The organism is Streptomyces sp. SID8352, assembly GCF_009862265.1.
In the GTDB taxonomy this organism is placed as follows: Bacteria; Actinomycetota; Actinomycetes; order Streptomycetales; family Streptomycetaceae; genus Streptomyces.
Map to the genome: position 1 here is coordinate 1 of NZ_WWGX01000044.1, position 25,447 is coordinate 25,447.

The window sequence follows — 25,447 nt, forward strand, 5'->3', positions numbered from 1 at the left end:
AACACCGGGAACGTCACGGTCAAGGACGTGAAGGTCGTCGAGGGCGAGTTCAGCGGCAGCGGCAAGCTGGGTGCGGTGGACTGTCCGGAGGAGGGGACCGCGTCCCTGGCTCCTGGCGAGACGGTGACCTGCACCGCCGCCTACACGGTCACGCAGGCCGATGTGGACGCGGGTTCGGTGGAGAACTCGGCGACGGCGACGGGTACGCCGCCGTCGGGTGAGCCGCCGGTGTCGCCGCCGTCGAAGACGACGGTGGAGACGGATGACGACCCGGGTCTGTCGGTGGTCAAGTCCGTCTCCGCGGCCGCTCCGGCGGTGGGTGAGGAGATCACCTACCTGTTCGAGGTCACCAACACCGGCAACCTCACGATCAAGGACATCGAGATCAAGGAGGGCGACTTCACCGGCAGCGGGAAGCTCGGCGAGGTGGTCTGCCCCGCCGGGGCGGGTTCGCTGGCGCCGGGTGCGTCGGTGACCTGCACCGCCGCCTACACGGTCACCCAGGCCGATATCGATGCGGGCACGATCACCAACTCGGCGACCGCGACGGGTGTTCCTCCTCGGGGTGAGCCGCCGGTGTCGCCGCCGTCGAAGACCATCGTCACCCCGCCGGCCGAGCCGGGCCTGAGCGTGGTCAAGACGGGCCGCAGTGCCGAGCCCGACAAGCTGGTCCTGGGCGAGGAGGTCACCTACGACTTCACCGTCACCAACACCGGCAACGTCACGATCAAGGACATCAAGGTCAAGGAAGGAGAGTTCACCGGCAGCGGCAAGCTCGGCGACGTGGTCTGCCCGGAGGACGCGGTGTCGCTGGCGCCGGGTGCGTCGGTGACCTGCACCGCCGCCTACACGGTCACCCAGGCCGACGTGGACGCCGGGTCCATCGAGAACAGTGCGACGGTGACGGGTACGCCGCCCTCCGGTGAGCCGCCGGTGTCGCCGCCGTCGAAGACCATCGTCCCGGCGCCGCAGGAGCCTGCTCTCGCGGTGGTCAAGACCGCCTCCGTGGACAGGCTCGTCGCAGGTGAGGAGATCACCTACCGGTTCGCCGTCACCAACACCGGCAACGTCACCCTCACCGACGTCAAGGTCGACGAGGGCGACTTCACCGGCCACGGGAAGCTCGGCGCGGTGGACTGCCCCGCCGGTACGGCCTCCCTGGCGCCGGGCGACAGCGTCCTGTGCACCGCCCTCTACACGGTCACCCAGGCCGACGTGGACCAGGGCTCGGTGGAGAACAGCGCGACCGCGACCGGTACCCCGCCGTCGGGCGAGCCGCCCGTCTCACCGCCGTCGAAGACCACGGTGGACGCGCCCGGCGAGCCCGGCCTGTCCGTCGTCAAGTCCGCCACCGGCGGTGCGGAGGGTGAACTCGTCGTGGGTGAGGAGATCACCTACGCCTTCACCGTCCGCAACACCGGCAACGTCACCCTCAAGGACGTGAAGGTCGAGGAGGGCGAGTTCACCGGCCACGGCAAGCTCGGCGACATCGACTGCCCCGAAGGTGCCGCCTCCCTCGCACCCGGGGACACCCTCACCTGCACCGCCGTCTACACGGTCACCCAGGCCGACGTGGACCAGGGCTCGGTGAAGAACACGGCCACCGCGACCGGCACCCCGCCCTCCGGTGAGGTCCCCGTCTCCCCGCCGTCCGAGGTGAGCGTGCCGCAGGACCCGAAGCCCGCGCTGACCGTGGTCAAGAGTGCCGGCGACGACACCCCCGCCACACTCGTCGCGGGTGAGGAGATCACCTACCGGTTCACCGTCACCAACACCGGCAACGTCACCCTCAAGGACGTCAAGGTCAAGGAAGGAGAGTTCACCGGCACCGGCAAGCTCGGCGCAGTCGACTGCCCCGAGCAGGCCGCCTCCCTCGCCCCGGGTGCCACGCTGACCTGCACCGCCCTCTACACGGTCACACAGGCCGACGCGGACGCCGGGTCGATCACCAACACCGCCACCGCGACCGGCACCCCGCCCTCCGGCGGGACGCCCGTCTCCCCGCCGTCCGGGGTGACCGTCCCGTCCGACGGACGGGCCCTGCTCACCCTCACCAAGACGGCCGACGTCACCGACACCGACCGCGACGGCACCACGGGCACCGGTGACCGGATCGACTGGAAGCTCCTGGCCGCCAACCAGGGCACCCTGACCGTCACCGACATCAAGGTCTCCGACCCCACCGCCGGAGAGGTCACCTGCCCCGCCACCAGCCTCGCCCCCGGCGAGACCATGGAATGCACCACCAGGCCCCACACCATCACCGCCGACGAGGCCGCCACCGGAAAGGTCACCAACACCGCCACCGCCTCCGGCCGCGCCGGCACCACCCCGGTCGTCTCACCCGAGGCCACCGCAACCGTCCCCACCCAGCCCGGCCAGCCCACCCCCGGCCAGCCCGGCCAGCCCGCAACCCCGGGCCAGCCCGGCCAGCCCAGCACCCCGGCCCCCGGCGGGATCTCCGGGATCATGGCCCGCACCGGCACCACGGTGTTCATCGCGGCCGCCCTGGCCACCGCCCTCCTGATCACCGGAGGAACAGCCCTGGCCATCACCAGACGGCGGCGCCGCACCTGACGCCCGCCACCCCGACCCGGTGACCGCGACAACCAGCCACGGCCACCGGGCCCCAACACGCGGGGCACCCTCCCCACCCCGCACCACCCACCACGCCCCCGCCCCGCACCACGGGACGGGGGCGCGGTGCCGTCACGGCCCGGGATACCCCACTCGGCCCTTGGGCGGGGGAGGGGCGGTGGCGAGACTGGGGGCATGCAGAAGATCTCGCTCGACGCGCTCGCCCGGGAACACCTCGAACGCGCCGCCGCCTCCTCCAGCGGGCGCAGCGCCACCACGGTGCACGGCGGCCATGAACTGGTGCTCCGGCAGACCCTGCTCGCCCTCACCGCAGGCACCGGCCTCGCGGAGCACGACAGCCCCGGTGAGGCGACCCTCCAGGTGCTGCGCGGCCGGGTGCGCCTGACCAGCGGCGACGATGCCTGGGAGGGCCGGGACGGCGACCTCGTGGTGATCCCGCCCGCCCGGCACGCCCTGGACGCCCTGGAGGACTCCGCGGTCCTCCTCACCGTCGCCAAGCCCGCCTAGGGCCTCTCGTCCGGATCATGCCGGGCTCGCGGGCCCCGGCCCGATCCAAACGGAAGACCCTTGTACTACAACGGTGCTTGGCCTCCGACGGCGTCGGCCTCTTCCGGGTCGGTGCCACCGCTGCCGCCGGTGCCGCTCTCGAGAATGGAGACGATCGAGAACAACGAGAAGCAAACGCCTCCGAGACCGACCAGGACCCGCGCCGCAATGATCACTGAGGGGTCGGCGGACTCGAACAGGAACGTGGAGAGGAACAGGCAGAGCAGGGCCGTGCCGACCGGTATCAGTGGAACCCGGTTGGCCAGCGGAGCCCTTCGCCGCCAGACCAGGGCCAGCAGCAGCACCTTGCTGAGAATGCTCCAGCAGATCAGTCCGAGACCGATCAGAACGTAGGCGGCGGCGAGCTGGGAGGACCGGGTGTGCACGGAGATGAGAACCAGAGCCCACACGACACCCATGGCGCCGAGCGCGGCGGCCGCAGTGGGCCAGACGACGCGCTCGCGGGGGATGTAGGTGTTCTGGATCTGCCGCAGAATGCTGGCCACCAGTCCGATCAGGCTGGTGCAGACGAGCGCCAGGCCGACCATCACGTGGCCGGCGGTGAAACGCTCGTCCTCTCCTCCGCCGCCTCCGCCCGCGAGCAGGACGATGGCCCATGCCCAGGTGGCGAGGGACGCCAGGGCCGGGAGCGCCGGCAGAGTGCGGACGGTGAGCGGGCCGAAGGGCGCCGGCGTGAGAGGCGGAGATCCCTCGGGCAGCGCGGAGTTCTTGGTGATCTGCACGAACCGGGTGGAGGCACTCGCCACACAGGAGACGCAGACGCAGATCATGCCGAGCCCGAAGACCACGTGTCCGGCGATGAAATCGGCCGGCGGTCCGGGCGTCCCGGCCAGCAGGGAGAGCCCGTAGCCGATGGTGACACCACTGACCGCGAAGCCGAGCACCGGATACATCATCCGGTCCAGGGCCGTGTACCGGTCGATGAGCTGTCTGATGATCGTCGCCGCGGTGGCGAACAGGCACAGGCAGATCGACGCCAGGAAGACGAGGACCAGGCCGGCGACCCGCGCGCTCGGCCCGGACGCGTGTGCGAGGACATAGCCGCCCAGGGCGGCGGACACGGCGCTCATGAGCAGGGGAATGGCCCGGAACAGGACACTGATCCTGTAGTTCATCAGGACTCCTGAGAACGATGTCTCAGCCAATCGTCATGCCGAGTCCGTCGAGCTGCCACCGGGAGATCGTCTGGTGACCTGCGCCGGGAGCGTCTGATCAACGGCGGATCCGATGATCAAGGAAACGCCGGAGACGACCGAGACTGTCGTCGAGCGGGAGTCCGTGGAGAAGTCGGCGGTCACGCCGGTGCCGGCCGCGTCGGACGAGCAGTTCGTCGCGATGCCCGTCAAACTCAACGACCAAGGGCAGAGGTTGAGTTGGCACACCCGCGTGCCGCGGGCACGCACCTGACGCCGGGCGGCCGTCCCACGGGCGACGGCGGCGGTCGCCGGACAGGACCCGGGCCGTCCCGCGTCCCGGCGCCGTCCGGCCAGGGACGCCGACGCCCGCCTACGACCGCGCGTCGCCGCCCGCCGTCAGTCTCGACAGACGGCCCAGCAGCCGCGCGTGGACCGTGGTCGCCGCCGCGACGACGCTCGCGAGGGTCGCCGGGCCGAGCACGCCCAGCGGGGCCGGCCACTGGCGCAGCTCGCTGTCGCAGCCGTGGCCGGGCCGCTGGAACGGGGCCATCAGCGGGCCCTCGCACCGCGGCTCACCGGCGTAGCTCTCGGGGCCGTAGGAGGAGGGCATCAGGACCGCGAGGCACAGCCACAGCGCCGGCGCCACGACCAGGAACGCCATCGACCACTTGTCCATGCGACCCGCGTCCCGCGCCAGGCGCCGCCGCTCGGCGTCCCCGGCGCCCGGGACGCCCCCGTCGGCCCGGCCGTCGCCGGTGGCGGGGACGCTCCCGCCGTCCGCGGTCCGCGGTCCGCGGTCCCGGCTCCGGCCTCGGCTCCGTCGGTGGCCCGGGGCCGGGTTCCGTCCCCGGCCCGGGTCCCGGCCCCGCCCCCGTTTGTCCCGTTCGTGCCGGTCGCCGTCATACCGTCCCCCGGATCAAGATCGTCGGATGAGCGCCGGACGACCTCTGACGCGGGGGTGTGCGGGGGTGGCCGCGTGTGAGCGGCGGTGAGCTGGGGTACAGTCATCCGCTTCGATTGGCCAGTGCGGCGCCCCGTGTGGCAGACTAGCGGGGTTGCTCGGTCGAGTGCCGATGCTGTGCGCCTCCCGCCGGGAGGACCGGAAGCGAGTCCCACAGTACTCGTCGCCCCAACTGCCCACCGGGCAGCGCTGAGGCGGACGTACGGGAATCTTCCGGGAAGTGTCAGCGGGGTACCGGCCAGGCGCCCGGTGGGCCTCTCGCCCCCGGTCCGCGGTTCCGGAAGGGCCCGCACTTCCCCGTGCAGGGATGTTCGAACAAGGGACATCTGTGTCAGCGGAAGCGCGACACGCCCGACCGCGTGGGTCGGAGAAGAGAAGTACGGAACACCGGGCTCCGGAGCGTTTACGAGAGACAGGACTACGAAGTAGCCATGGCGGGACAGAAGATCCGCATCCGGCTCAAGGCCTACGACCACGAGGTCATCGACTCCTCGGCGAAGAAGATCGTCGAGACGGTGACCCGCACTGGTGCGTCGGTCGCGGGCCCGGTGCCGCTGCCCACTGAGAAGAACGTGTACTGCGTCATCAAGTCGCCGCACAAGTACAAGGACTCGCGCGAGCACTTCGAGATGCGCACGCACAAGCGCCTGATCGACATCCTCGACCCGACGCCCAAGACCGTTGACTCTCTGATGCGACTCGACCTCCCGGCCGGTGTCGACATCGAGATCAAGCTCTGAGGGCCGGTGATCTGAAGATGACCAAGCAGATCAAGGGCATCCTGGGCGAGAAGCTCGGCATGACGCAGGTGTGGGACGAGAACAACCGCGTTGTTCCCGTCACCGTCGTCAAGGCCGGCCCCAACGTCGTCACCCAGGTCCGCACGAACGACGCCGACGGCTACGAGTCCGTCCAGATCGCCTTCGGCGAGATCGACCCGCGCAAGGTGAACAAGCCCCTCAAGGGCCACTTCGCCAAGGCCGACGTCACCCCCCGCCGCCACCTCGTGGAGATCCGCACGTCGGACGCCAGCGAGTACACCCTCGGCCAGGAAGTCACCGCCGAGGTGTTCGAGGCCGGCGTGAAGGTCGACGTCACCGGCAAGAGCAAGGGCAAGGGCTTCGCCGGTGTCATGAAGCGCCACAACTTCCACGGTCTCGGCGCCGGACACGGCACGCAGCGCAAGCACCGCTCGCCCGGTTCCATCGGTGGCTGCGCCACCCCGGGCCGCGTGTTCAAGGGCCTCCGCATGGCCGGCCGCATGGGCAACGAGCGGGTCACCACCCAGAACCTGACCGTCCACGCCGTTGACGCGGAGAAGGGTCTGCTGCTCATCAAGGGCGCGGTTCCCGGTCCGAACGGCGGCCTCGTCCTGGTCCGCACCGCGGCCAAGGGGGCCTGAGGTAACCGATGAGCACTGTTGACATCCTTTCGCCTGCCGGCGAGAAGACCGGAAGCGTCGAACTCCCCGCGGAGATCTTCGGCGTGGAGAAGATCAGCATTCCGCTGATCCACCAGGTCGTCGTCGCGCAGAACGCCGCCGCGCGTCAGGGCACGCACAAGACCAAGCGTCGTGGCGAGGTCCGCGGTGGCGGCAAGAAGCCGTACCGCCAGAAGGGCACCGGCCGCGCCCGTCAGGGCTCGACCCGCGCTCCGCAGTTCGCCGGCGGTGGCGTCGTCCACGGCCCGCAGCCGCGTGACTACTCGCAGCGGACCCCCAAGAAGATGAAGGCCGCGGCCCTGCGCCACGCCCTCACCGACCGGGCCCGCCACAACCGCATCCACGTCGTCACCGGCGTGATCGAGGGCGAGACCCCCTCCACGAAGTCCGCCCGGACGCTGTTCGGCAAGATCTCGGAGCGCAAGAACCTGCTCCTGGTCGCCGTCCGCGCCGACGAGGCCGCGTGGCTGTCCGCCCGCAACCTGCCCCAGGTCCACATCCTGGAGCCGGGCCAGCTCAACACGTACGACGTTCTCGTCTCGGACGACGTGGTCTTCACCCAGGCCGCTTTCGAGTCCTTCGTCGCCGGCCCGAACAAGGCCAACGACACCGAAGGGAGCGAGGCCTGATGGCTACGCGTCACCCCTCCATCGCCTCCAAGGCGGCCAAGGCCGCCAAGGCCGCGCGGGTCGCCAAGGCGCGCCGCCACGCCGCCGAGGGCAAGAACACCGTCGTCACCCCGGCCAGCAAGGCGTACACGGACCCCCGTGACGTGCTGCTGAAGCCGGTCGTGTCGGAGAAGAGCTACGCCCTCCTCGACGAGAACAAGTACACGTTCGTCGTCGACCCGCGGGCCAACAAGACCCAGATCAAGGAGGCCGTGCAGTCGGTCTTCTCGGTCAAGGTCACCGGGGTCAACACGATCAACCGCCAGGGCAAGCGCAAGCGCACCCGCACGGGCTTCGGCAAGCGCGCCGACAGCAAGCGCGCGATCGTGACCCTTGCCGAGGGCGACCGTATCGACATCTTCGGCGGTCCGACCTCCTGACGGAGGTCCGGATCGTCCCGGATTTCGGAACACTTCCGAGGACTGAGAGACAATGGGAATCCGCAAGTACAAGCCGACGACGCCGGGCCGCCGTGGCTCCTCCGTCGCCGACTTCGTCGAAGTAACGCGGTCCACGCCGGAGAAGTCGCTGGTCCGCCCCCTGCACAGCAAGGGCGGCCGTAACAACGCCGGTCGTGTGACCGTTCGCCACCAGGGTGGCGGACACAAGCGCGCCTACCGCGTGATCGACTTCCGTCGTCACGACAAGGACGGCGTGCCGGCCAAGGTCGCGCACATCGAGTACGACCCCAACCGCACCGCGCGCATCGCGCTGCTGCACTACGCCGACGGCGAGAAGCGCTACATCCTCGCCCCGCGCAACCTGCAGCAGGGCGACCGGGTGGAGAACGGCCCGACGGCCGACATCAAGCCCGGCAACAACCTGTCGCTGCGCAACATCCCGGTCGGTACCACGATCCACGCGATCGAGCTCCGCCCCGGTGGCGGCGCCAAGCTCGCGCGCTCGGCCGGTACCTCCGTGCAGCTGCTCGCGAAGGAGGGCGCCTACGCCCACCTGCGCATGCCGTCCGGTGAGATCCGCCTGGTCGACGTCCGCTGCCGCGCCACCATCGGCGAGGTCGGCAACGCCGAGCAGAGCAACATCAACTGGGGCAAGGCGGGCCGCAAGCGGTGGCTGGGCGTCCGCCCGACCGTCCGTGGTGTGGTCATGAACCCGGTGGACCACCCGCACGGTGGTGGTGAGGGCCGGACCTCCGGTGGCCGTCACCCCGTGTCCCCGTGGGGCCAGAAGGAAGGCCGTACTCGTTCGCCCAAGAAGGCGTCGAACAAGTACATCGTCCGCCGCCGCAAGACGAACAAGAAGCGCTAAGGACGGGTTGAGATGCCTCGTAGCTTGAAGAAGGGGCCCTTCGTCGACGACCACCTGATCAAGAAGGTGGATTCCCAGAACGAAGCCGGCACCAAGAACGTCATCAAGACCTGGTCCCGTCGCTCGATGATCGTCCCGGACATGCTCGGACACACGATCGCGGTGCACAACGGCAAGACCCACATCCCGGTGTTTGTCACCGAGTCCATGGTCGGCCACAAGCTCGGCGAGTTCTCGCCGACCCGCACCTTCCGGGGTCACGTCAAGGACGACCGGAAGTCGAAGCGCCGCTGACGCGGGGTGGAATGACCAATGACAGACACTGAAGGGACAACCATGGAAGCCAGGGCCCAGGCGCGGTACATCCGCGTCACGCCCATGAAGGCCCGCCGCGTGGTGGACCTCATCCGTGGCATGGATGCCACGGAGGCTCAGGCGGTCCTGCGTTTCGCCCCGCAGGCCGCGAGCGTGCCGGTCGGCAAGGTGCTGGACAGCGCCATCGCCAACGCCGCGCACAACTACGACCACACCGATGTCGACAGCCTCTTCATCTCCGAGGCCTACGTCGATGAGGGCCCGACCCTGAAGCGGTTCCGTCCGCGTGCCCAGGGCCGCGCCTACCGGATCCGCAAGCGGACCAGCCACATCACCGTGGTCGTCAGCAGCAAGGAAGGAACCCGGTAATGGGCCAGAAGGTAAACCCGCACGGGTTCCGGCTCGGCGTCACGACCGACTTCAAGTCGCGTTGGTACGCCGACAAGCTCTACAAGGACTACGTCAAGGAAGACGTCGCCATCCGCCGGATGATGACGTCCGGCATGGAGCGCGCCGGCATCTCCAAGGTCGAGATCGAGCGCACCCGTGACCGTGTCCGCGTGGACATCCACACGGCGCGTCCGGGCATCGTGATCGGCCGCCGCGGCGCCGAGGCCGACCGCATCCGCGGTGACCTCGAGAAGCTCACGGGCAAGCAGGTCCAGCTCAACATCCTCGAGGTCAAGAACCCCGAGACGGACGCCCAGCTCGTGGCCCAGGCCGTCGCCGAGCAGCTCTCCTCCCGCGTCTCCTTCCGCCGCGCCATGCGCAAGAGCATGCAGTCGGCCATGAAGGCGGGCGCCAAGGGCATCAAGATCCAGTGCGGTGGCCGCCTCGGCGGCGCCGAGATGTCCCGCTCGGAGTTCTACCGCGAGGGCCGTGTGCCCCTGCACACGCTCCGCGCGAACGTGGACTACGGCTTCTTCGAGGCCAAGACGACCTTCGGCCGCATCGGTGTGAAGGTCTGGATCTACAAGGGCGACGTCAAGAACATCGCCGAGGTCCGCGCCGAGAACGCCGCCGCCCGTGCCGGCAACCGCCCGGCCCGTGGTGGCAACGACCGCCCGGCCCGTGGCCGCGGTGGCGAGCGTCGCGGGCGCAAGCCGCAGCAGCAGGCTCCGGCCGCCGAGGCTCCCAAGGCCGAGGCTCCGGCGGCTGCCGCTCCGGCTGAGAGCACCGGAACGGAGGCCTGACCACCATGCTGATCCCCCGTAGGGTCAAGCACCGCAAGCAGCACCACCCGAAGCGCGACGGCATGGCCAAGGGTGGCACGCAGGTTGCGTTCGGCGAGTACGGCATCCAGGCGCTGACCCCGGCCTACGTCACGAACCGCCAGATCGAGGCGGCTCGTATCGCGATGACCCGCCACATCAAGCGTGGCGGCAAGGTCTGGATCAACATCTACCCGGACCGTCCCCTCACCAAGAAGCCTGCCGAGACCCGCATGGGTTCCGGTAAGGGTTCTCCGGAGTGGTGGATCGCCAACGTCAAGCCCGGACGCGTCATGTTCGAGCTGTCGTACCCCAACGAGAAGATCGCCCGTGAGGCGCTGACCCGTGCGGCCCACAAGCTGCCGATGAAGTGCCGGATCGTCAAGCGCGAGGCAGGTGAAGCGTGATGTCGGCCGGTACCAAGGCGTCCGAGCTGCGCGAGCTGGACAACGAGGAGCTTCTGGCGAAGCTCCGCGAGGCCAAGGAAGAGCTGTTCAACCTCCGCTTCCAGGCGGCCACGGGTCAGCTCGAGAACCACGGCCGACTGAAGGCGGTCCGCAAGGACATCGCCCGGATCTACACCCTCATGCGTGAGCGTGAGCTCGGCATCGAGACGGTGGAGAACGCCTGATGAGCGAGAGCAACGTGACTGAAGAGAACACCGCGCGCGGCTTCCGCAAGACCCGTGAGGGCCTTGTCGTCAGCGACAAGATGGACAAGACCGTCGTCGTCGCCGTCGAGGACCGGGTCAAGCACGCGCTGTACGGCAAGGTCATCCGCCGTACCGAGAAGCTCAAGGCGCACGACGAGCAGAACGCCGCGGGCGTCGGCGACCGTGTCCTCCTCATGGAGACCCGGCCGCTGTCCGCGACGAAGCGCTGGCGCGTCGTCGAGATCCTCGAAAAGGCCAAGTAATTCTCCTGCGAGGCGCCCCTCGCAGGTCGTTCCGCCAGGCTCCGGGAGCCGTCCGCCCACGTGGTGAACGGCCCCCGGGGAACCGGCAGACAATCAGGAGATAGACGTGATCCAGCAGGAGTCGCGACTGCGCGTCGCCGACAACACGGGTGCGAAGGAGATCCTCTGCATCCGTGTGCTCGGTGGCTCCGGTCGCCGCTACGCGGGCATCGGTGACGTCATCGTCGCCACCGTCAAGGACGCGATCCCCGGTGGCAACGTGAAGAAGGGTGACGTCGTCAAGGCGGTCATCGTTCGCACCGTCAAGGAGCGCCGCCGTCCGGACGGCTCGTACATCCGCTTCGACGAGAACGCCGCCGTCATTCTGAAGAACGACGGCGACCCCCGCGGCACCCGTATCTTCGGCCCGGTCGGCCGTGAGCTGCGCGAGAAGAAGTTCATGAAGATCATCTCCCTCGCGCCGGAGGTGCTGTGAGCATGAAGATCAAGAAGGGCGACCTGGTCCAGGTCATCACCGGTAAGGACAAGGGCAAGCAGGGCAAGGTCATTGCCGCTTACCCGCGCGAGGAGCGCGTCCTGGTCGAGGGTGTCAACCGGGTCAAGAAGCACACCAAGGCCGGCCCGACCGCCAGCGGTTCGCAGGCCGGCGGCATCGTGACCACCGAGGCCCCGGTCCACGTCTCCAACGTCCAGCTGGTCGTGGAGAAGGACGGGAACAAGGTCGTCACGCGCGTCGGTTACCGCTTCGACGACGAGGGCAACAAGATCCGCGTTGCCAAGCGGACGGGTGAGGACATCTGATGGCTACCACCACCACTCCGCGTCTGAAGACGAAGTACCGCGAGGAGATCGCGGGCAAGCTGCGTGAGGAGTTCTCCTACGAGAACGTCATGCAGGTTCCCGGCCTCGTCAAGATCGTGGTCAACATGGGTGTGGGCGACGCCGCCCGCGACTCCAAGCTGATCGAGGGCGCCATCCGCGACCTCACCACGATCACCGGTCAGAAGCCGGCCGTCACCAAGGCCCGCAAGTCCATCGCGCAGTTCAAGCTGCGCGAGGGCCAGCCGATCGGTGCCCACGTCACGCTTCGTGGCGACCGCATGTGGGAGTTCCTGGACCGCACCCTGTCGCTGGCGCTCCCGCGCATCCGCGACTTCCGCGGTCTGTCCCCCAAGCAGTTCGACGGCCGTGGCAACTACACCTTCGGTCTCACGGAGCAGGTCATGTTCCACGAGATCGACCAGGACAAGATCGACCGCGTCCGGGGTATGGACATCACCGTGGTGACCACGGCGACCAACGACGCTGAGGGCCGTGCGCTCCTTCGTCACCTCGGCTTCCCGTTCAAGGAGGCGTGAGCGAGATGGCGAAGAAGGCTCTGATCGCTAAGGCTGCTCGCAAGCCCAAGTTCGGTGTGCGTGGCTACACCCGCTGCCAGCGCTGTGGCCGCCCGCACTCCGTCTACCGCAAGTTCGGCCTGTGCCGCGTGTGCCTCCGTGAGATGGCTCACCGCGGCGAGCTGCCGGGCGTGACCAAGAGCTCCTGGTAATCCGGTAGTTCCGGGTTATTCAGACTCTCGGTAAGCACCGGGTCGGCAGAGGTCCGGCCCCGCATGCCTTAGGCTTGTGGGGTTGGGCGTCTGCCACCCGTACGCCCGCGGGCCAGGCCCGCTACTGTTTGCTTACTACGCCGTAGGTCCACCGCGCCGCACCCGTCCCGTCTCGGATCGGGGAGAGGGATGGCGCACCAGGAAACCCCGGCGAGAGAGGCCGAAGGCCAATTCATGACCATGACTGATCCGATCGCAGACATGCTGACCCGTCTGCGGAACGCGAACTCGGCGTACCACGACTCCGTGACGATGCCGGCGTCCAAGATCAAGTCTCACATCGCGGAGATCCTCCAGCAGGAGGGCTTCATCACGGGCTGGAAGGTCGAGGACGCCGAGGTCGGCAAGAACCTCGTCCTCGAGCTGAAGTTCGGCCCGAACCGTGAGCGCTCCATCGCGGGCATCAAGCGGATCTCCAAGCCCGGTCTCCGGGTGTACGCGAAGTCCACCAACCTGCCGAGGGTGCTCGGAGGCCTGGGCGTGGCGATCATCTCCACGTCGCACGGGCTCCTCACCGACAAGCAGGCCGGCAAGAAGGGCGTGGGTGGGGAAGTCCTCGCCTACGTCTGGTAGCGGAAGGGAACGGAGGAAACAGCTATGTCGCGCATCGGCAAGCTCCCCATCGCGGTTCCCGCCGGAGTGGACGTCACCATCGACGGCCGCACGGTCGTGGTGAAGGGCCCCAAGGGCACCCTGACCCACACCGTCGTCGCGCCGATCGACATCGCCAAGGGTGAGGACGGCGTCCTGAACGTCACCCGCCCCAACGACGAGCGTCAGAGCAAGGCCCTGCACGGCCTGTCCCGCACGCTGGTGGCGAACATGATCACCGGCGTGACCCAGGGTTACGTGAAGAAGCTCGAAATCAGCGGTGTCGGTTACCGCGTGATCGCCAAGGGTTCGAACCTGGAGTTCTCCCTCGGCTACAGCCACCCGATCCTGGTCGAGGCCCCCGAGGGCATCACCTTCAAGGTGGAGACCCCGACCCGTTTCTCGGTCGAGGGCATCGACAACCAGAAGGTCGGCGAGGTTGCGGCCAAGATCCGCAAGCTCCGCAAGCCCGACCCGTACAAGGCCAAGGGCGTCAAGTACGAGGGCGAAGTCATCCGCCGCAAGGTCGGAAAGGCGGGTAAGTAAGCCATGGCATACGGGCAGAAGATCCTCAAGGGCGACGCCTACAAGCGCGCCGCGATCAAGCGCCGTCACATCCGCATCCGCAAGCGGATCGCGGGTTCCGCGGAGCGTCCCCGTCTGGTCGTGACCCGCTCGAACCGTCACATCGTGGCCCAGGTGATCGACGACATCAAGGGTCACACCCTGGCGTCGGCGTCCACCCTGGACACGTCGGTCCGCGGCGGCGAGGGCGACAAGTCCGCGCAGGCCAAGCAGGTCGGGGCCCTGGTCGCCGAGCGTGCCAAGGCCGCCGGTGTCGAGGCCGTGGTGTTCGACCGCGGTGGCAACCAGTACGCCGGGCGCATCGCCGCCCTGGCCGACGCCGCCCGCGAGGCCGGGCTCAAGTTCTGAGTCGGTTCCGGAGCTAGCGGAAACAGAGAGAGGTAATTCCAATGGCTGGACCCCAGCGCCGCGGCAGCGGTGCCGGTGGCGGCGAGCGGCGGGACCGGAAGGGCCGTGACGGCGGCGCAGCTGCCGCCGAGAAGACCGCTTACGTTGAGCGCGTCGTCGCGATCAACCGCGTCGCCAAGGTTGTGAAGGGTGGTCGTCGCTTCAGCTTCACCGCGCTGGTCGTGGTGGGCGACGGTGACGGCACCGTGGGTGTCGGATACGGCAAGGCCAAGGAGGTGCCGGCCGCCATCGCCAAGGGCGTTGAGGAGGCCAAGAAGCACTTCTTCAAGGTCCCCCGCATCCAGGGCACCATCCCGCACCCCATCCAGGGTGAGAAGGCTGCCGGCGTCGTCCTGCTCAAGCCGGCCTCGCCGGGTACCGGTGTGATCGCCGGTGGTCCCGTGCGTGCCGTGCTGGAGTGCGCGGGCATCCACGACGTGCTGTCGAAGTCGCTCGGCTCCGACAACGCGATCAACATCGTGCACGCCACCGTGGAGGCCCTGAAGGGCCTGCAGCGTCCCGAGGAGATCGCGGCCCGCCGCGGTCTGCCGCTCGAGGACGTCGCCCCCGCGGCCCTGCTGCGTGCACGCGCCGGGGCGGGTGCGTGATCATGGCGCAGCTGAAGATCACGCAGGTCAAGTCCTACATCGGCAGCAAGCAGAACCACCGCGACACCCTGCGTTCCCTTGGTCTCAAGGGCATCAACACGCAGGTCGTCAAGGAGGACCGCCCCGAGTTCCGCGGAATGGTGCACACCGTCCGCCACCTCGTGACGGTCGAGGAGGTCGACTGATCATGGCGGAGCAGAACCCGCTCAAGATCCACAACCTCCGTCCCGCCCCGGGCGCCAAGACCGCCAAGACCCGCGTCGGTCGTGGTGAGGCGTCGAAGGGTAAGACGGCCGGTCGTGGTACGAAGGGCACCAAGGCCCGTTACCAGGTTCCGGAGCGCTTCGAGGGCGGCCAGATGCCGCTCCACATGCGCCTCCCGAAGCTGAAGGGCTTCAAGAACCCGTTCAAGACCGAGTTCCAGGTCGTGAACCTGGACCGTCTGGCCGCGCTCTACCCCGAGGGTGGCGAGGTCACGGTCGAGGGTCTGGTGGCCAAGGGAGCCGTTCGCAAGAACCAGCTCGTGAAGGTCCTCGGCCAGGGTGAGATCACCGTGGCGCTGCAGGTGACGGTCGACGCCGTCTCCGGCTCCGCCAAGGAGAAGATCACCGCCGCGGGCGGTACCGTCACCGAGCTCGTCTGATCCTTTCGGGCGCCTCGATGACGTGAGCGATCCCGACCGGGGATACCCCACAAATGGGGTATCCCCGGTTGGTCGTTCCTAGGGGGGCGGTGTCGCCGGTAAGGTGGCCTGCGCTGTCCTTTCACGGCTGCCACACATGGGGCACCCTGAACGGCAGTCATCCGTTACTCAATTGTCGTCAGTCGAACCTCAAGACCGTCACCCTTGACGCAGTAGCGCGGGGGTCGCAGGAGGCACCGTGCTCACCGCGTTCGCCCGGGCGTTCAAGACGCCCGACCTGCGCAAGAAGCTGCTCTTCACGCTCGGCATCATTGTGGTGTACCGAATCGGCACCAATATTCCGATTCCGGGCGTCGACTACAAGAACGTCCAGGAATGCGTGGACCAGGCGTCCGGCAATCAGGGCCTGTTCGGTCTGGTCAACATGTTCAGCGGTGGGGCCCTGCTGCAGATCACGATCTTCGCGCTGGGCATCATGCCCTACATCACGGCGAGCATCATTCTGCAGCTGCTGACCGTGGTGATCCCGCGCCTGGAGGCCCTGAAGAAGGAGGGTCAGGCGGGTACCGCGAAGATCACGCAGTACACCCGCTACCTGACCGTCGCCCTCGGCGTCCTCCAGGGCACCGGCCTGGTCGCCACCGCCCGCAGCGGCGCGCTCTTCTCCGGCTGCACCGTCGCCGGCCAGATCGTGCCCGACCGCTCGATGCTGACCACCATCATCATGGTGCTGACCATGACCGCCGGTACGACCGTCGTCATGTGGCTCGGCGAGGTCATCACCGACAAGGGCATCGGCAACGGCATGTCGATCCTGATGTTCATCTCGATCGCCGCGACCTTCCCGTCCGCCCTGTGGACGATCAAGACCTCGGGCACGCTGGCCGACGGCTGGATCGAGTTCGGCATCGTGATGCTCGTCGGGTTCGTGATGGTCGGCCTGGTCGTCTTCGTGGAGCAGGCGCAGCGCAGGATCCCCGTCCAGTACGCCAAGCGCATGATCGGCCGCCGCTCCTACGGCGGCACATCCACCTACATCCCGCTCAAGGTGAACCAGGCGGGTGTCATCCCGGTCATCTTCGCGGCCTCGCTGCTCTACATCCCGGCGCTCATCGTGCAGTTCTCGGGTTCGCAGTCGGGCTGGGCGGTGTGGATCCAGAAGAACCTGGCCGATCCGGCAGCGGCGGCCCACATCAGCCTGTACTTCCTTCTGATTGTCTTCTTCGCGTTCTTCTACGTGGCGATCTCCTTCAACCCCGAGGAAGTCGCGGACAACATGAAGAAGTATGGTGGTTTCATCCCGGGCATCCGGGCTGGCCGACCGACCGCGGAGTACCTGAGCTACGTACTCAACCGGATCACCTGGCCGGGCTCGCTGTATCTGGGGCTGATCTCTCTCGTACCGACAATGGCGTTGGCGGGTTTCGGGGCAAACCAGAACTTCCCGTTCGGCGGGACCAGCATCCTCATCATCGTGGGTGTCGGCCTTGAGACGGTGAAGCAGATCGAGAGCCAGCTCCAGCAGCGTCATTACGAAGGGTTCCTCCGCTGATGCGAATCGTCCTCGTCGGGCCGCCGGGTGCTGGAAAGGGTACGCAGGCCACCCGCCTCGCCGAAACGCTGCACATCCCGCACATCTCCACGGGTGACCTGTTCCGCGCCAACATCAGCCGGCAGACGGAGCTGGGCAAGCTCGCCAAGTCCTACATGGACGCCGGCAACCTCGTTCCCGACGAGGTCACCATCGCCATGGCCAAGGACCGCATGCTGCAGCCCGACGCCGAGGGCGGCTTCCTGCTGGACGGCTTCCCGCGCAACGTCTCGCAGGCCGAGGCGCTGGACGAGCTGCTCGCCTCCGAGGGCATGCGGCTCGACGCCGTGCTGGACCTGGAGGCCCCCGAGGACGAGGTCGTCAAGCGGATCGCCGGACGGCGGGTGTGCCGCAACGACTCGGCGCACGTCTTCCACGTGACGTACAACGCGCCGAAGACCGAGGGCGTCTGCGACGTCTGCGGCGGCGAGCTGTACCAGCGCGACGACGACTCCGAGGAGACGGTCCGCACCCGGCTTGAGGTCTACCACACGCAGACCGAGCCGATCATCGACTACTACAAGGCCCAGGGCCTGGTCGTGACCATCTCCGCGACCGGTGCGGTCGACGAGGTCACCACCCGCGCGCTGGAAGCGCTCAAGCGCGACGAGTGACCCTCGCGGTCCGTCCGCGCCACCACACGGCCGCGGCTCCCCCTCGGGAGCCGCGGCCGTGGTCGTGGGGCGGACACGGCACGGTGCGGTCCGCCGCGGCCCGTATCGTGGACACGTTCCCCACTTCCCCGGTCCAGAAAGGCCGCAGCCCCCATGGTGCAGATCAAGAGCCCCGAGCAGATCGCCAGGATGCGTGAGGCGGGGCTGGTCGTCGCCGCCATCCACGCGGCCACGCGGGAGGCGGCGGTGCCCGGCGCCACCACCAGGGACCTGGACCAGGTCGCCCGCAAGGTGCTCGCGGAGCACGGCGCCAAGCCGAACTTCCTCGGCTACGGCGGCTTCCCGGCGACCATCTGCACCTCGGTGAACGAGGTCGTGGTGCACGGCATCCCCTCCGACGACGTGGTCCTCAAGGACGGCGACGTGATCTCGATCGACTGCGGCGCGATCATCGACGGCTGGCACGGCGACGCCGCCTACACGGCCTTCGTGGGCTCCGGTCACTCCCCGGAGCTGGTCGAGCTGTCCCGGGTGACCGAGGAGTCGATGTGGGCGGGGATCGCGGCCATGCGGCAGGGCAACCGCCTGGTCGACATCTCCCGCGCCATCGAGACCTACATCCGCCGCCAGCCCCGGCCCGGCGGCGGCAAGTACGGGATCATCGAGGACTACGGCGGCCACGGCATCGGCACCGAGATGCACATGGACCCGCACCTGCTGAACTACGTCGACCGCCGGCGCGGCAAGGGCCCCAAGCTGGTCCCGGGCTTCTGCCTGGCCATCGAGCCCATGGTCTCCCTCGGTACCCCCCGCACGGAGGTCCTGGAGGACGAGTGGACGGTCGTCACGACCGACGGCACCTGGTCCTCGCACTGGGAGCACTCGGTCGCCCTGACCCCCGAGGGGCCCCTGGTGCTGACCGCCCCCGACGGCGGCCGGGCGAAGCTGGCCGAGCTGGGCGTGACGGCGGCCCCGGATCCGCTCGCATGATGATCTCGCGGGTGGGGCAGAATTCCTCGTTTCGCCTTTCCGAGGGTGCTGACGTAGACTGACTCGTCGGCTCTGGTGCATCCTCATGTCTGCATGCGGCTCGTTCGCGCGAGGCACCCGAGTTGATCAAGGTAGTCGATTCGAAGGGCGAAGCGTGGCCAAGAAGCAAGGTGCCATCGAGATCGAGGGCACTGTCGTCGAGTCTCTGCCGAACGCCATGTTCAAGGTCGAGCTCCAGAACGGCCACCAGGTCCTGGCACACATCAGCGGCAAGATGCGCATGCACTACATCCGCATCCTCCCTGACGACCGGGTCGTGGTGGAGCTGTCTCCGTACGACCTGACGCGTGGCCGGATCGTCTACCGGTACAAGTAGATCTTGCTTGCGTCCCGCGCGCCTCGCCTTCACCCGCGATCCGCGTAGGGCCGTCGGCAACTGACCCGGAGAACCTCACATCCCATGAAGGTCAAGCCGAGCGTCAAGAAGATCTGCGACAAGTGCAGGGTGATCCGCCGTCACGGTCGGGTCATGGTCATCTGCGACAACCCGCGCCACAAGCAGCGCCAGGGCTGACGCACGACCGTTCCCTCTGCGATTCGCAGAACTTCGCGCGACGCGAACTGATTTCGTTCATACGCAGGACCCGGGCGCCCTGGTGCCCGACACCCCCGGCTCGGAGGCCGGGGACCCAGTTCGTACCTGGTACGGCGGCTGGGAGCCGGTTCTGCGGAAGACCTCCGACCATCAACTGGAGCCATTGAATGGCACGCGTTTCCGGTGTTGACATCCCGCGCGAAAAGCGCGTGGAGATCGCCCTCACCTACGTGTTCGGCATCGGCCGGACCCTTTCCCAGCAGACGCTGGCCGCCACCGGCGTGGACCCGAACACCCGTGTTCGGGACCTCTCCGAGGAGCAGCTGGTCGCGATCCGCGAGTACGTCGACAACAACATCAAGACCGAGGGTGACCTCCGTCGCGAGATCCAGGCCGACATCCGCCGCAAGGTCGAGATCGGTACCTACCAGGGTCTGCGCCACCGCCGCGGCCTGCCCGTCCGCGGTCAGCGCACCAGCACCAACGCACGTACCCGCAAGGGCCCGCGTCGCGCCATCGCCGGCAAGAAGAAGCCGGGCAAGAAGTAGTCCGCAGCGGACTCGCCGTCCAGCGGTCTTCGCTGTAGGACCGACCACCTCCCGTAGGAGAACGACATGCCCCCCAAGGGACGTCAGGGCGCTGCCAAGAAGGTGCGCCGCAAGGAAAAGAAGAACGTCGCTCACGGCCACGCGCACATCAAGAGCACGTTCAACAACACCATCGTGTCGATCACGGACCCGTCCGGCAACGTGATCTCCTGGGCCTCCGCCGGCCACGTCGGCTTCAAGGGCTCGCGCAAGTCGACGCCGTTCGCCGCGCAGATGGCCGCCGAGTCGGCCGCCCGCCGCGCCCAGGAGCACGGCATGCGCAAGGTCGACGTGTTCGTCAAGGGCCCGGGCTCCGGTCGTGAGACCGCGATCCGCTCCCTCCAGGCCACCGGCCTCGAGGTCGGCTCGATCCAGGACGTCACGCCCACCCCGCACAATGGTTGCCGTCCGCCGAAGCGCCGCCGCGTCTGACGCGTAGGTCCGGTCCGGGCGGTGTCCGGCCGGGGGTGCGGGGGTTCGTCCCGCACCGTGCGGCACCAGGGTTTTCCGGGCGGTACGGCCCCTTTCGGCCGTATCGCCCGTACCCTTGCAGTACAGAGTCGGGCGTCAAATAGCGGGCGCCCCTGACTGAAGGAATACACATGCTGATCGCTCAGCGTCCCTCGTTGACCGAAGAGGTCGTCGACGAGTTCCGCTCCCGGTTCGTCATCGAGCCGCTGGAGCCGGGCTTCGGCTACACCCTCGGCAACTCCCTGCGGCGCACGCTCCTCTCCTCGATCCCGGGTGCGGCGGTCACGTCCATCCGCATCGACGGTGTCCTGCACGAGTTCACCACCGTGCCGGGCGTCAAGGAGGACGTCACCGACCTGATCCTCAACATCAAGCAGCTCGTCGTCTCCTCGGAGCACGACGAGCCGGTCGTGATGTACCTGCGCAAGCAGGGCCCGGGTCTGGTCACCGCCGCCGACATCGCGCCCCCGGCCGGTGTCGAGGTGCACAACCCCGACCTCGTCCTCGCCACGCTCAACGGCAAGGGCAAGCTGGAGATGGAGCTGACGGTCGAGCGCGGCCGCGGCTACGTCTCCGCCGTGCAGAACAAGCAGGCGGGCCAGGAGATCGGCCGCATCCCGGTCGACTCCATCTACTCGCCCGTCCTCAAGGTCACGTACAAGGTCGAGGCCACGCGTGTCGAGCAGCGCACCGACTTCGACAAGCTGATCGTCGACGTCGAGACCAAGCAGGCGATGCGTCCCCGCGACGCCATGGCCTCCGCGGGCAAGACCCTGGTCGAGCTGTTCGGTCTCGCGCGCGAGCTGAACATCGACGCCGAGGGCATCGACATGGGCCCGTCCCCGACGGACGCCGCGCTCGCCGCCGATCTGGCGCTGCCGATCGAGGAGCTCGAACTCACCGTCCGGTCGTACAACTGCCTCAAGCGCGAGGGCATCCACTCCGTGGGTGAGCTGGTCGCGCGCAGCGAGGCCGACCTGCTGGACATCCGCAACTTCGGCGCGAAGTCCATCGACGAGGTCAAGGCCAAGCTGGCGGGCATGGGCCTCGCGCTCAAGGACTCGCCCCCCGGGTTCGACCCGACCGCCGCCGCCGACGCCTTCGGCGCCGACGACGACGCGGACGCCGGGTTCGTCGAGACCGAGCAGTACTGACGGCTCGGGACCGACGGTCCCCCTCCGGGAGCCACCCCCCCCCGCGGGCGGCTCCCGGATCTCCGACAGGCGGCCGCCTGCTCGGATACTGACTCCGGTACCTGGTACGGCCGGGGCAGACACTGAGGAGAATCACCATGCCGAAGCCCACCAAGGGTGCCCGTCTGGGCGGCAGCGCCGCGCACGAGAAGCTGCTCCTCGCGAACCTCGCGAAGAGCCTCTTCGAGCACGGCCGCATCACCACCACCGAAGCCAAGGCGCGCAGGCTGCGCCCGTACGCCGAGCGGCTGGTCACCAAGGCGAAGAAGGGCGACCTGCACAACCGTCGCCAGGTGCTCCAGGTGATCACGGACAAGAGCATCGTGCACACGCTCTTCACCGAGATCGGCCCGCGCTACGAGAACCGCCCCGGTGGCTACACCCGCATCACCAAGATCGGCAACCGCCGTGGCGACAACGCGCCCATGGCCGTGATCGAGCTGGTCGAGGCGCTGACGGTCGCGCAGGAGGCGACGGGTGAGGCCGAGGCCGCCACCAAGCGTGCCGCCAAGGACGCGGAGGCCGCCCAGGCCGTCGAGGCCGCTCCGGCCGACGACGCCAAGGTCGACGTGACCAAGGACGCCGAGGAGTCCAAGGACGCGTAGGTGTCCCGCCCCTCCAGGGCGTTCACGGGCCCGTCCCTCCTCACCGGGGGGCGGGCCCGTTCTGGTTGGCTGAGAGGATGCGGGAGTGAGTGACGAAGTACGGTCCGGGAGCGTCCGGGTACGGCTCGACCTGTCCTACGACGGGTCCGGGTTCTCCGGCTGGGCCAAGCAGGCCGGCGGGCGGCGCACCGTGCAGGGCGAGATCGAGGACGCGCTGCGGACCGTGACCCGCTCGGGGGAGACCCACGAGCTGACGGTGGCGGGGCGGACCGACGCCGGGGTGCACGCCCGGGGCCAGGTGGCCCATGTGGACCTGCCGCGCGAGGTGTGGGCCGAGCACCGCGACAAGCTGCTGAAGCGGCTGGCGGGGCGGCTGCCCCGGGACGTGCGGGTGTGGTCCGCGCGGGAGGCGCCCGACGGCTTCGACGCGCGGTTCTCGGCCGTCTGGCGGCGCTACGCCTACCGGATCACCGACCATCCGGGCGGGGTGGACCCGCTGCTGCGCGGCCATGTGCTCTGGCACGACTGGCCGCTGGACGTGGACGCCATGAACGAGGCGGCGCGCGGGCTGGTGGGGGAGCACGACTTCGCGGCCTACTGCAAGAAGCGGGAGGGCGCCACCACCATCCGCACCCTCCAGGAGCTGAGCCTGGTGCGGGACGGGGAGGGGATCGTCACCGCGACCGTGCGGGCCGACGCCTTCTGCCACAACATGGTCCGCTCCCTGGTCGGGGCCCTGCTCTTCGTCGGCGACGGCCACCGGCCGCCCGCGTGGCCGGCCGAGGTGCTGGCCGCCCGGGTACGGGACTCGGCGGTGCACGTGGTGCGTCCGCACGGGCTGACCCTGGAGGAGGTCGGCTATCCGGCCGACGGCCTGCTGGCCGCCCGGAGCCGGGAGGCGCGGAACAAGAGGACGCTGCCGGGCGCCGGCTGCTGCTGAAACGGCGGCGGGCGGCGGTCAGCCCTTCGCCCAGGCGCTGAGCAGCCCGCCCGCCGCGGCGGCGAGCTCCTCGGTGTCGCGGCCCCCGGTGCGGAAGCCGGGGGCGAGTTCCAGGTGGACGAAGGTGACGTGGCGGCGCTGGGCCGCCCTGCCCTGGACGTTCCGGGCGCCCTCCAGCGGGCAGCGGGCCGCCCAGCCCCGGCAGACCCGGATGCCGTCGGCCTTCAGCCGGTCGGCGAGGGCGTGCACCTCGGCCGGGGCGCTGCGGGCGGCGCCGGTGGAGAGGACGGCGTCGTACTTCTTGGCGGACGAGCCGGACTTGCCGTGCAGCTGGAGTCCGGGCACGCCGCGCTTCTGGAGTTCCAGGACGATGGCGTGGAAGGCGCTGTCCTCGCGGTGGGCCACGTCGGCGGCGCCCTCGTCCCCGGCCCTGCGGTGGGCGCCCGCGAGGACCAGGGAGCCGCCTGGGGTGCCCTCCAGGAGCCGGACGCCGAGCGACTCGGTGGCCCGGTCGGCGACGGGGTGCGGGACCTGGACGTTCCAGCGGACCCGGGAGTCGGCGGTCAGGTACAGCCGCCCCCAGTGGGTGCCGGGGCCGGGGCGGGTGGCCGCGATCTCGTCGTAGCGGCGGCGGGAGTCGGTGTCGGTGAGCCGGGTGACCCCGAGACCGAGCGGGGCGAGCAGCCGCTCCGCCCCCCGCGCGTCGCCCTCGACGAGACGGCCCACGGCGCGGGCGAGCTGCTCGCGCTGTTCCCCGTCGGGGGCGTCGTAGTCGCCGTCAGGCCGGAAGCCCTGGGTGTAGCCGAGGATGCGCCCGCGCAGATCGACCAACTCCCGGTTGGCCGGAACGGTTTGGTCCGTATCGGCGCCCGGGGAGTCCTGACATCCCGTCACTGTCAGAAATAGTCCTATCGCGGTCATAAAGACAAGCAAACGTGACAGTTTTGTGACGGCAAAGCCAGGGGCGCGGAAGGGGCGCGTGTGACCATGTCTCGGTGACATTGCGTAAGTCTCTCCGTATGGGTCGTGTTGCCGCCACTCTGGCGCTGGTGACCGGTCTCACCGTTTCCTGCACGTCCCGGTCCGCGGAGCCGCAGGCGAAGCCCGGCGGCCGGTCCTTCACGCTGGCGGCGGCGGGCGACGTGCTCATCCACCCCGAGCTGGTCGAGCAGGCGGCCAAGGACGCCCAGAAGACCGGCAAGGGCCAGGAGGGACTGGACTTCGGCCCGCTGCTCGCCGGTGTCCAGCCGGTGATCAGCAAGGCCGACCTCGCGATCTGCCACATGGAGACCCCGGTCGGCGACCCGAAGGGCCCCTTCCAGGGCTACCCCGAATTCCTGGTGCCCCCGCAGATCCTCACCGCGCTGAAGGGTGTGGGATACGACACCTGCTCCACCGCCTCCAACCACACCTTCGACCACGGCATGAAGGCCGTGAAGCGGACGCTGGACGCGATGGACGAGGCGGGTCTCGGCCACACCGGTTCCGCGCGCACCCCCGAGGAGGCGGAGAAGGTCAACATCCGCGAGGTCAACGGGGTGAAGGTGGCGCACCTCTCGTTCTCCTGGGAGTCGTTCGTCCACCCGGTGCCGAAGAAGGTGAGCTGGGCCTTCAACCGGACCGGTCTGAAGGAGATCAAGAAGGCCGAGACCCGGGCCCGGCAGAAGGGCGCCGAGGTCGTGATCCTCTCCATCCACTGGGGAGCGGAGCACTACAACGAGCCGGGTGTCGTCCAGGTCCGACTGGCGGAGCAGATCAGCGAGCAGACCGGTGTCGACCTGGTCATCGGGCACCACTCGCACGTGGTCGAACCCATCCAGAAGGTCAACGGCACCTGGGTCGCCTACAGCCTCGGCAACCAGGTGGCCCGGCACTCCTCCCCGACCGGACTGACCGAGGAGGGCGCGATCGGCTGGTTCGAGTTCCGGGAGGCGGCCGGGGGCGGCTGGACCGTCGACGCCCGGTACCGCACGACGCTGATCGAGATCCCGCCGGAGCTCCAGCCCGAGGAGAAGCTCCCCGAGGGGGCGGTGGAGGACCACCGGCTGGTGGACGTGCGCGACGCGCTCGACCGTCCCGGCGAGGTGTCCGAGGAGCGCCTGGCCCGCTACCGGCTGGCCTCCGACCGGACCCGAGGATTCCTCTACAACCGCGGTGCCCCCGGCGGTGACGGATTGCAGCCGTTGGTGCTGAAGAAGTGATCAGTAACACATGTGATGGTGTGGCCAGTTGAGCAACCTTGACAGTTTTTAACTGTCCTTTAAATCAGAGCGCCGTGCACTGCGGCAGTGGTGTGTCCACTTCCCGCTCTGGACACCCGCAGCGACCAAGGAAGAAGACCGGTGACATCGAGTCCT

General features: G+C 68.8%; 38 protein-coding genes. 35 read left to right on the forward strand and 3 right to left on the reverse strand.

All coding sequences use genetic code 11. The features are described from left to right. Positions 1 to 2,577: DUF11 domain-containing protein (locus GTY84_RS16105; RefSeq protein WP_202551221.1), on the forward strand; the 2,577-nt coding region annotated here is incomplete at its 5' end. Between the two features lie 195 nt (positions 2,578 to 2,772). Then, on the forward strand, positions 2,773 to 3,105 hold the full coding sequence (locus tag GTY84_RS16110) for a cupin domain-containing protein (RefSeq protein ID WP_161226980.1): 333 nt from the start codon (positions 2,773 to 2,775) through the stop codon (positions 3,103 to 3,105). Between the two features lie 65 nt (positions 3,106 to 3,170). Here the strand turns inward: GTY84_RS16110 and GTY84_RS16115 are convergent, their stop codons facing one another. Continuing rightward, positions 3,171 to 4,280 (reverse strand): DUF2776 family protein, encoded by a 1,110-nt coding sequence (locus tag GTY84_RS16115; RefSeq protein ID WP_161226981.1) that lies wholly within the window; start codon positions 4,278 to 4,280, stop codon positions 3,171 to 3,173. A 112-nt stretch (positions 4,281 to 4,392) separates the two neighbouring features. Here GTY84_RS16115 and GTY84_RS16120 point away from each other — a divergent pair, with 112 nt between their 5' ends. Continuing rightward, a complete protein-coding gene (locus GTY84_RS16120; RefSeq protein WP_161226982.1) occupies positions 4,393 to 4,572 on the forward strand; it encodes a hypothetical protein in 180 nt (59 codons plus the stop codon). A 99-nt stretch (positions 4,573 to 4,671) separates the two neighbouring features. Here the strand turns inward: GTY84_RS16120 and GTY84_RS16125 are convergent, their stop codons facing one another. Then, the gene (locus GTY84_RS16125; protein WP_161226983.1) at positions 4,672 to 4,977 is read right to left on the reverse strand and encodes a hypothetical protein; all 306 of its coding nucleotides are present in this window, start codon (positions 4,975 to 4,977) and stop codon (positions 4,672 to 4,674) included. Positions 4,978 to 5,693: 716 nt separating this feature from the next. Here GTY84_RS16125 and rpsJ point away from each other — a divergent pair. The 31 genes from rpsJ to truA all read left to right on the forward strand — a co-directional run bounded on the left by rpsJ (position 5,694) and on the right by truA (position 23,090). Further along, positions 5,694 to 6,002 carry a 30S ribosomal protein S10 gene (gene rpsJ, locus GTY84_RS16130; protein WP_003948644.1) on the forward strand — a complete coding sequence of 103 codons (309 nt, stop codon included), beginning with the start codon at positions 5,694 to 5,696 and terminating at the stop codon, positions 6,000 to 6,002. A gap of 17 nt (positions 6,003 to 6,019) precedes the next feature. Further along, positions 6,020 to 6,664, forward strand: a complete 645-nt coding sequence (gene rplC / locus GTY84_RS16135) for a 50S ribosomal protein L3 (protein ID WP_161226984.1) — start codon at positions 6,020 to 6,022, stop codon at positions 6,662 to 6,664. Positions 6,665 to 6,672: 8 nt separating this feature from the next. Beyond that, positions 6,673 to 7,332 (forward strand): 50S ribosomal protein L4, encoded by a 660-nt coding sequence (gene rplD, locus GTY84_RS16140; RefSeq protein WP_161226985.1) that lies wholly within the window; start codon positions 6,673 to 6,675, stop codon positions 7,330 to 7,332. Then, the gene (gene rplW / locus GTY84_RS16145) at positions 7,332 to 7,751 is read left to right on the forward strand and encodes a 50S ribosomal protein L23 (RefSeq protein ID WP_161226986.1); all 420 of its coding nucleotides are present in this window, start codon (positions 7,332 to 7,334) and stop codon (positions 7,749 to 7,751) included. The genes rplD and rplW overlap by 1 nt, the downstream gene beginning before the upstream one ends. 52 nt (positions 7,752 to 7,803) lie before the next feature. Continuing rightward, positions 7,804 to 8,640, forward strand: coding sequence for a 50S ribosomal protein L2 (gene rplB / locus GTY84_RS16150; RefSeq protein WP_161226987.1), 837 nt, complete (start codon positions 7,804 to 7,806; stop codon positions 8,638 to 8,640). A gap of 12 nt (positions 8,641 to 8,652) precedes the next feature. Continuing rightward, positions 8,653 to 8,934, forward strand: coding sequence for a 30S ribosomal protein S19 (gene rpsS / locus GTY84_RS16155; RefSeq protein ID WP_161226988.1), 282 nt, complete (start codon positions 8,653 to 8,655; stop codon positions 8,932 to 8,934). A 42-nt stretch (positions 8,935 to 8,976) separates the two neighbouring features. Beyond that, positions 8,977 to 9,324 (forward strand): 50S ribosomal protein L22, encoded by a 348-nt coding sequence (rplV, locus tag GTY84_RS16160; protein ID WP_006130776.1) that lies wholly within the window; start codon positions 8,977 to 8,979, stop codon positions 9,322 to 9,324. Then, complete coding sequence (rpsC, locus tag GTY84_RS16165) at positions 9,324 to 10,148, forward strand: 30S ribosomal protein S3 (protein ID WP_161226989.1); 825 nt, start codon at positions 9,324 to 9,326, stop codon at positions 10,146 to 10,148. Before rplV ends, rpsC begins: the two co-directional genes overlap by 1 nt. 5 nt (positions 10,149 to 10,153) lie before the next feature. Continuing rightward, positions 10,154 to 10,573 carry a 50S ribosomal protein L16 gene (gene rplP / locus GTY84_RS16170; protein ID WP_018564810.1) on the forward strand — a complete coding sequence of 140 codons (420 nt, stop codon included), beginning with the start codon at positions 10,154 to 10,156 and terminating at the stop codon, positions 10,571 to 10,573. Then, complete coding sequence (rpmC, locus tag GTY84_RS16175; RefSeq protein WP_161226990.1) at positions 10,573 to 10,797, forward strand: 50S ribosomal protein L29; 225 nt, start codon at positions 10,573 to 10,575, stop codon at positions 10,795 to 10,797. Before rplP ends, rpmC begins: the two co-directional genes overlap by 1 nt. After that, the gene (gene rpsQ / locus GTY84_RS16180) at positions 10,797 to 11,081 is read left to right on the forward strand and encodes a 30S ribosomal protein S17 (RefSeq protein WP_161226991.1); all 285 of its coding nucleotides are present in this window, start codon (positions 10,797 to 10,799) and stop codon (positions 11,079 to 11,081) included. The genes rpmC and rpsQ overlap by 1 nt, the downstream gene beginning before the upstream one ends. Positions 11,082 to 11,187: 106 nt before the next feature. Then, positions 11,188 to 11,556, forward strand: coding sequence for a 50S ribosomal protein L14 (gene rplN, locus GTY84_RS16185; protein WP_003998823.1), 369 nt, complete (start codon positions 11,188 to 11,190; stop codon positions 11,554 to 11,556). A 2-nt stretch (positions 11,557 to 11,558) separates the two neighbouring features. Then, positions 11,559 to 11,882 (forward strand): 50S ribosomal protein L24, encoded by a 324-nt coding sequence (gene rplX, locus GTY84_RS16190; protein WP_030685463.1) that lies wholly within the window; start codon positions 11,559 to 11,561, stop codon positions 11,880 to 11,882. Further along, positions 11,882 to 12,439 carry a 50S ribosomal protein L5 gene (gene rplE / locus GTY84_RS16195; RefSeq protein ID WP_019329632.1) on the forward strand — a complete coding sequence of 186 codons (558 nt, stop codon included), beginning with the start codon at positions 11,882 to 11,884 and terminating at the stop codon, positions 12,437 to 12,439. The genes rplX and rplE overlap by 1 nt, the downstream gene beginning before the upstream one ends. A 5-nt stretch (positions 12,440 to 12,444) precedes the next feature. Next, positions 12,445 to 12,630 carry a type Z 30S ribosomal protein S14 gene (locus GTY84_RS16200; protein WP_003948630.1) on the forward strand — a complete coding sequence of 62 codons (186 nt, stop codon included), beginning with the start codon at positions 12,445 to 12,447 and terminating at the stop codon, positions 12,628 to 12,630. A gap of 234 nt (positions 12,631 to 12,864) precedes the next feature. Beyond that, entirely contained in the window at positions 12,865 to 13,263 is a 399-nt protein-coding gene (gene rpsH / locus GTY84_RS16205) for a 30S ribosomal protein S8 (RefSeq protein WP_161226992.1), read from the forward strand. Positions 13,264 to 13,287: 24 nt separating this feature from the next. Then, positions 13,288 to 13,827, forward strand: coding sequence for a 50S ribosomal protein L6 (rplF, locus tag GTY84_RS16210; protein ID WP_161226993.1), 540 nt, complete (start codon positions 13,288 to 13,290; stop codon positions 13,825 to 13,827). A 3-nt stretch (positions 13,828 to 13,830) separates the two neighbouring features. Further along, a complete protein-coding gene (gene rplR / locus GTY84_RS16215; RefSeq protein ID WP_161226994.1) occupies positions 13,831 to 14,214 on the forward strand; it encodes a 50S ribosomal protein L18 in 384 nt (127 codons plus the stop codon). 41 nt (positions 14,215 to 14,255) lie between these two features. Beyond that, positions 14,256 to 14,861 (forward strand): 30S ribosomal protein S5, encoded by a 606-nt coding sequence (gene rpsE, locus GTY84_RS16220; protein WP_019753099.1) that lies wholly within the window; start codon positions 14,256 to 14,258, stop codon positions 14,859 to 14,861. A gap of 2 nt (positions 14,862 to 14,863) precedes the next feature. Continuing rightward, a complete protein-coding gene (rpmD, locus tag GTY84_RS16225) occupies positions 14,864 to 15,046 on the forward strand; it encodes a 50S ribosomal protein L30 (RefSeq protein WP_003974250.1) in 183 nt (60 codons plus the stop codon). 2 nt (positions 15,047 to 15,048) lie between these two features. Further along, a complete protein-coding gene (gene rplO, locus GTY84_RS16230; RefSeq protein ID WP_161226995.1) occupies positions 15,049 to 15,504 on the forward strand; it encodes a 50S ribosomal protein L15 in 456 nt (151 codons plus the stop codon). 238 nt (positions 15,505 to 15,742) lie between these two features. Then, positions 15,743 to 17,056, forward strand: coding sequence for a preprotein translocase subunit SecY (gene secY, locus GTY84_RS16235; RefSeq protein WP_161226996.1), 1,314 nt, complete (start codon positions 15,743 to 15,745; stop codon positions 17,054 to 17,056). Then, a complete protein-coding gene (locus GTY84_RS16240) occupies positions 17,056 to 17,709 on the forward strand; it encodes an adenylate kinase (RefSeq protein WP_161226997.1) in 654 nt (217 codons plus the stop codon). The genes secY and GTY84_RS16240 overlap by 1 nt, the downstream gene beginning before the upstream one ends. Before the next feature lie 153 nt (positions 17,710 to 17,862). Continuing rightward, positions 17,863 to 18,699 carry a type I methionyl aminopeptidase gene (gene map, locus GTY84_RS16245; RefSeq protein WP_161226998.1) on the forward strand — a complete coding sequence of 279 codons (837 nt, stop codon included), beginning with the start codon at positions 17,863 to 17,865 and terminating at the stop codon, positions 18,697 to 18,699. Between the two features lie 154 nt (positions 18,700 to 18,853). Then, positions 18,854 to 19,075: a translation initiation factor IF-1 gene (gene infA, locus GTY84_RS33880; RefSeq protein ID WP_003948620.1), complete on the forward strand. Its 222-nt coding sequence runs from the start codon at positions 18,854 to 18,856 to the stop codon at positions 19,073 to 19,075. Positions 19,076 to 19,159: 84 nt separating this feature from the next. After that, complete coding sequence (gene rpmJ / locus GTY84_RS16255) at positions 19,160 to 19,273, forward strand: 50S ribosomal protein L36 (RefSeq protein ID WP_003974245.1); 114 nt, start codon at positions 19,160 to 19,162, stop codon at positions 19,271 to 19,273. Between the two features lie 188 nt (positions 19,274 to 19,461). Continuing rightward, complete coding sequence (rpsM, locus tag GTY84_RS16260; protein ID WP_004984507.1) at positions 19,462 to 19,842, forward strand: 30S ribosomal protein S13; 381 nt, start codon at positions 19,462 to 19,464, stop codon at positions 19,840 to 19,842. A 66-nt stretch (positions 19,843 to 19,908) separates the two neighbouring features. Beyond that, positions 19,909 to 20,313 carry a 30S ribosomal protein S11 gene (rpsK, locus tag GTY84_RS16265; protein ID WP_003956432.1) on the forward strand — a complete coding sequence of 135 codons (405 nt, stop codon included), beginning with the start codon at positions 19,909 to 19,911 and terminating at the stop codon, positions 20,311 to 20,313. A gap of 170 nt (positions 20,314 to 20,483) precedes the next feature. Then, complete coding sequence (locus GTY84_RS16270; RefSeq protein ID WP_024755423.1) at positions 20,484 to 21,506, forward strand: DNA-directed RNA polymerase subunit alpha; 1,023 nt, start codon at positions 20,484 to 20,486, stop codon at positions 21,504 to 21,506. 137 nt (positions 21,507 to 21,643) lie between these two features. Next, the gene (rplQ, locus tag GTY84_RS16275) at positions 21,644 to 22,150 is read left to right on the forward strand and encodes a 50S ribosomal protein L17 (RefSeq protein ID WP_161226999.1); all 507 of its coding nucleotides are present in this window, start codon (positions 21,644 to 21,646) and stop codon (positions 22,148 to 22,150) included. Between the two features lie 85 nt (positions 22,151 to 22,235). Next, positions 22,236 to 23,090, forward strand: a complete 855-nt coding sequence (truA, locus tag GTY84_RS16280; protein WP_161227000.1) for a tRNA pseudouridine(38-40) synthase TruA — start codon at positions 22,236 to 22,238, stop codon at positions 23,088 to 23,090. 18 nt (positions 23,091 to 23,108) lie between these two features. Here truA and GTY84_RS16285 read toward each other — a convergent pair whose 3' ends face one another. Next, positions 23,109 to 23,984: a hypothetical protein gene (locus GTY84_RS16285; RefSeq protein ID WP_345943453.1), complete on the reverse strand. Its 876-nt coding sequence runs from the start codon at positions 23,982 to 23,984 to the stop codon at positions 23,109 to 23,111. Between the two features lie 125 nt (positions 23,985 to 24,109). Here GTY84_RS16285 and GTY84_RS16290 point away from each other — a divergent pair, with 125 nt between their 5' ends. Further along, on the forward strand, positions 24,110 to 25,291 hold the full coding sequence (locus GTY84_RS16290) for a CapA family protein (RefSeq protein WP_161227001.1): 1,182 nt from the start codon (positions 24,110 to 24,112) through the stop codon (positions 25,289 to 25,291). The last annotated feature ends 156 nt before the right edge of the window (positions 25,292 to 25,447 follow it).